This window comes from Clostridium sp., assembly GCF_051654825.1.
Classification (GTDB): Bacteria; Bacillota; Clostridia; order Clostridiales; family Clostridiaceae; genus Clostridium.
Map to the genome: position 1 here is coordinate 1 of NZ_JBOFYU010000256.1, position 4,088 is coordinate 4,088.

The following is a 4,088-nucleotide window of genomic DNA, read 5'->3' on the forward strand; positions in this document are numbered from 1 at the left end:
AATCACTAGGATTTGTTAATCTAACACAAACATATCAAATGATGCATTAAATTCTAATGAACCGCCGTATACCGAACGGTACGTACGGTGGTGTGAGAGGTCGGTAGATAAAATAATTATCTACCTCCTACTCGATTTAAAAATAAAATATTAACAATTTATGAACAGAATATTGACACTTTACTACGGAATAATTTATTATTTATAAAGTAATATATATGATAGATATTTAAAATATAAAAGCTATATAATCTTACTAATATATTTATAATGTATTTTGAAAATTTAACAATAATATATATACTTCAAAAAATTATATAAGAAATTTGGAGGGAATTATGGTTAAAAGTATGACTAGCTTTGGAAGAGCGAGTAGTGAAGAAGGCAGCAAATATTTATTTTCAGTAGAAATGAAAAGTGTAAATAGTAGATATTTAGATGTTAATGTTAGAATGCCTAAAAGCATAATAGCTTTAGAAGAAGAAATAAGAAAGATAGTAAATGATACTTTATCAAGAGGTAAAGTTGATATATTTATAAATCAAAAAAGTTATTCAGTAAATGGTAGCATAGCTAAAGTTAATTTAGAATTAGCAAAAAGCTATTTAAGTTGTTTAAAAGAAATAGAAGAGAATCTTAGTGTAAAAAATGATATTACAATAAATCAAATTGCTAGATTCCCAGAAGTTATTTCTATTGTTGAAGAAGAGGAATCTATTGATGAAATTTGGGAAATAATAAATCCTCTAATAAAAAAATCCCTTTCAATGATGGAAGAAATGAGAAAAGTTGAAGGAGAAAAACTTAAGGAAGATATTTTAAGTAAACTTATAGAAATAGAAGAATTAGTATCTAAGATTGCTGTTATATCAGATAGAGTTCCTTTAGTTTACAAGAAGAAGCTAGAAAATAGATTAGCAGAACTTCTTCAAGGGGTAGATATAGATGAAAGCAGAATAGCACTTGAAGTAGCAATACTTTCAGATAAAGCTGCAGTTGATGAGGAAATAACTCGTCTTAATAGTCATATAAGCCAAATGAGAAAAACCTTTGAAGATAAGGGGCAAATAGGAAGAAAGTTAGACTTCATTATTCAGGAAATGAATAGGGAAGCAAATACTATAGCTTCTAAGTCAAGTGATATGGATATGACTAATTTAGTCATTAACATAAAAAATCTAATTGAAAAAATTAGAGAACAAGCGCAAAATATTGAATAATTAGGAGGAGAACCATGGGAATTAAGTTGATTAATATTGGTTTTGGTAATATAGTTTCAGCAAATAGACTTGTTGCAATTGTAAGTCCAGAATCAGCGCCTATAAAAAGAATTATCCAAGAAGCAAGAGATAGAGGAATGCTAATAGATGCTACTTATGGTAGAAGAACTAGAGCAGTAATAATCACTGATAGCGATCATGTTATTTTATCAGCAGTTCAACCAGAAACAGTTGCGCATAGATTAGTTGCTAAGGATGAAGCTGTAGATGAGGTTGATGAATAATGAATGGGACAAAAAGAGGAGTATTAATCGTTATTTCAGGCCCGTCAGGTGCTGGTAAAGGTACTATATGTAAGGAATTATTAGAGAAAAATGATAACTTATTCCTATCAGTATCTGCAACAACAAGAAACCCTAGAGTGGGTGAAGTCCATGGTGTGAATTATTACTTCATAACTAAGGAAACTTTTATGCAAAAGATAGACGAAGAAGACTTCCTAGAATATGCTGAGGTTTATGGTAACTGCTATGGAACACCAAAATCTAATGTGGAAAATATGCTTGAAGAAGGCAAAGATGTTATATTAGAAATTGATATTCAAGGAGCACTTAAAGTTAAAGAAAACTTTAGTGAGGGAGTATTTATATTTATTCTTCCTCCATCAATGGAAGAATTAAAACAAAGAATCATTAAGAGAGGAAGCGAAACAGAAGAATCTCTAATGAGAAGATTTAAATCTGCATATCAAGAAATAAATTATGTTTCTAAATACAATTATGCAGTTGTAAATGATACTTTAGATGTTGCTGTTAGTAAAGTAGAAGGAATAATAGCAGCTGAAAAATGTAGAGTAGATAGAATGAAAGATCATACAATATTAGATTCTAAGGAGGGCTTAATTCATGAACAACTCTATGATTAATCCATCAATAATGGATTTACTTCAAAAGGTAGAAGACAGATATTCACTAGTTATAGTTACATCAAAAAGAGCAAGACAATTAATAGAGGGTAATGAACCACTTATATATACAAAGTCACATAAGCCATTAACAATAGCTATAAACGAAGTTAATGAAGGTGCTGTTGGCTACACTAGGGAAAAAGAAGGAAATAAATAATCATGAATAAAAAGTGTGTATGTTTAGGTGTAAGTGGAGGAATTGCTGTATATAAGGCGCTAGACGTAGTTAGTGCCTTAAGAAAAAAAGACATTGATGTAAGAGTTATTATGACTGACTCAGCAACACAATTTGTTACTCCATTATCTTTTCAATCACTTAGTCAAAACATGGTTATAACCGATATGTTTGCAGAGCCAAAGGCATGGGAAATACAACATATTTCATTAGCTCAAAAGGCTGATTTGTTTGTTGTAGTTCCTGCAACTGCAAATATTATAGGTAAAATTGCTAATGGTATTGCTGATGATATGCTATCAACTACTATTATGGCTACAAAGGCAAAGGTTATTTTTGCACCAGCAATGAACACTAATATGTATGAGAATCCTATAGTTCAGGATAATATGAAAAAGCTTAGCAGTTTTGGCTATGAATTCATAGAACCTGCATCAGGAAGACTTGCATGTGGTGATGTTGGTAAGGGCAAACTAGCTGATGTTAATACAATTGTTGAAAGAATTTTATCTGAACTTAATAAAGAAGAAAAGACTAGAGATTTATCTGGTAAAAAAGTTTTAATAAGTGCAGGACCTACTCAATCTCCAATTGATCCAGTAAGGTTTATAACTAATAAATCTACTGGGAAAATGGGATATTCAATTGCTGAAGAGGCAGTTGAAAGAGGGGCAGAGGTTGTATTAGTATCAGGGCCGACAAACTTAATACCACCTAAGGGCGTTAAGCTTGTAAAAATAACTACTAATGAGGAAATGAAAAAAGCTATTTTAGAACATTTCCATAATAGTGATATTGTTATTAAATCTGCAGCAGTTGCAGATTATAAGGCAAAAGAGTATAGCGAGAAAAAGATTAAAAAGGGTGCTGGGGATTTAACTTTAACATTTACTAGAGATAATGATATATTAATGTTACTTGGTGAATTAAAAAATCATCAAATATTAGTAGGCTTTGCAGCTGAAAGTAATGATGTTATTGAAAATGCAAAGAAAAAGCTTGAAAAGAAAAATTTAGATTATATTGTTGCTAATGATATAACTAGTACTGAAACAGGCTTTGGAAGTGATGATAACAAGGTAATCATCATAGACAAGACAGGGAAAGAAATTTCTCTAGAAAAGATGAGCAAGAGAGAGGTAGCTTCAAATATTTTTGAAACTATTTTGAGAAAGCGCTAAATTGCGCTTTCTTCTTCTATATAGGTATTTTAATATAATAAACCTTAAGCAAAGGGTGATATAATTTTGAAAACATATGCAGAAGTAATTGTAAATAGTGATGCTTTAGATATAGATAAACCCTTTACCTATGAAATAGGAGAGGAATTAAAAGAATTTATAAAAATAGGTCAATTAGTAAAGGTTCCCTTTGGAGTTAAAAACAATCCAATAGATGGATTTGTATTAGGAATAAAAGAGGAAGAGCCTATTAAAGGAATAAGAATTAAAAAGTTAAAATCTATAACTTTTGAAGATGAGGTACTAAGTAATGATGATTTAAAGCTAGTAGATTTTTTAAGAGAAAATTACTTGTGTAAATATATTGATGCCATAAGGCTATTAATACCTCATGGAGTTTTAAAAGGAACTAAAAACAAAAGTAAAAAAGTTATAGTATGGGTAAGAGATATAGTAGATAATAAGAAAAGTGAAGATTATATAAAAATATTAAATTTCATAAAGCTTAATAATGGATTATACACAAAGGCACAATTAACTAAGGA

The 4,088-nt window shown here is 29.9% G+C and carries 5 protein-coding genes and 1 pseudogene; all 6 read left to right on the forward strand.

Annotation, left to right across the window (positions count from 1 at the left end; all coding sequences use genetic code 11):
- Nucleotides 1-338: 338 nt before the first annotated feature.
- Entirely contained in the window at nucleotides 339-1,220 is an 882-nt protein-coding gene (locus ACRDBA_RS15635) for a YicC/YloC family endoribonuclease (protein ID WP_438573857.1), read from the forward strand.
- 14 nt (nucleotides 1,221-1,234) lie between these two features.
- On the forward strand, nucleotides 1,235-1,504 hold the full coding sequence (gene remA, locus ACRDBA_RS15640) for an extracellular matrix/biofilm regulator RemA (protein ID WP_008678315.1): 270 nt from the start codon (nucleotides 1,235-1,237) through the stop codon (nucleotides 1,502-1,504).
- Nucleotides 1,504-2,145: a guanylate kinase gene (gene gmk, locus ACRDBA_RS15645; RefSeq protein ID WP_438573858.1), complete on the forward strand. Its 642-nt coding sequence runs from the start codon at nucleotides 1,504-1,506 to the stop codon at nucleotides 2,143-2,145. Before remA ends, gmk begins: the two co-directional genes overlap by 1 nt.
- Complete coding sequence (gene rpoZ, locus ACRDBA_RS15650; protein ID WP_438573859.1) at nucleotides 2,126-2,344, forward strand: DNA-directed RNA polymerase subunit omega; 219 nt, start codon at nucleotides 2,126-2,128, stop codon at nucleotides 2,342-2,344. The genes gmk and rpoZ overlap by 20 nt, the downstream gene beginning before the upstream one ends.
- Nucleotides 2,344-3,543, forward strand: coding sequence for a bifunctional phosphopantothenoylcysteine decarboxylase/phosphopantothenate--cysteine ligase CoaBC (gene coaBC / locus ACRDBA_RS15655; RefSeq protein WP_438573860.1), 1,200 nt, complete (start codon nucleotides 2,344-2,346; stop codon nucleotides 3,541-3,543). Before rpoZ ends, coaBC begins: the two co-directional genes overlap by 1 nt.
- A gap of 66 nt (nucleotides 3,544-3,609) precedes the next feature.
- A pseudogene (locus ACRDBA_RS15660) lies at nucleotides 3,610-4,088 on the forward strand (primosomal protein N'); the annotation flags it as partial.

Excerpts from the sequence above, each read along its gene's own strand:
- ACRDBA_RS15635 (WP_438573857.1), top strand. The coding sequence starts at position 339 with ATGGTTAAAAGTATGACTAGCTTTGGAAGAGCGAGTAGTGAAGAAGGC.
- remA (WP_008678315.1), top strand. The coding sequence starts at position 1,235 with ATGGGAATTAAGTTGATTAATATTGGTTTTGGTAATATAGTTTCAGCA.
- gmk (WP_438573858.1), top strand. The coding sequence starts at position 1,504 with ATGAATGGGACAAAAAGAGGAGTATTAATCGTTATTTCAGGCCCGTCA.
- rpoZ (WP_438573859.1), top strand. The coding sequence starts at position 2,126 with ATGAACAACTCTATGATTAATCCATCAATAATGGATTTACTTCAAAAG.